Source organism: Bacillus cereus group sp. Bce019 (genome assembly GCF_051781745.1).
Classification (GTDB): Bacteria; Bacillota; Bacilli; order Bacillales; family Bacillaceae_G; genus Bacillus_A; species Bacillus_A cereus.
Window position 1 is genome coordinate 1 of sequence record NZ_JBPWJX010000269.1, and the last position, 251, is coordinate 251.

Here is a 251-nt window from a genome sequence, read left to right on the forward strand (position 1 = left end):
GTATTCACTCAAATTATCAAATAACTCATTAGAATAATTTAATCCTTTGGCGGAACCTTGCGCTAATAAATCAAAAGCTTGTTTACCAGATAAACCAAATCGACCCATTAATTGAGCTGCACCACGAGTTACCTAGTTTACATCAGACTCCATCGTTTCAGCTAAAATTTCACTATCACGGGTTACTTGTTTTAATGTTTCATCATCATTAATATCTTTGATATTACGCTTTACTTTAACTAAAGAATCGC

1 pseudogene is annotated in these 251 nt (G+C 33.1%); it reads right to left on the minus strand.

Annotation, left to right across the window (positions count from 1 at the left end):
* Positions 1–251, minus strand: a pseudogene (locus tag ACS2QP_RS28290) (hypothetical protein); the annotation flags it as partial.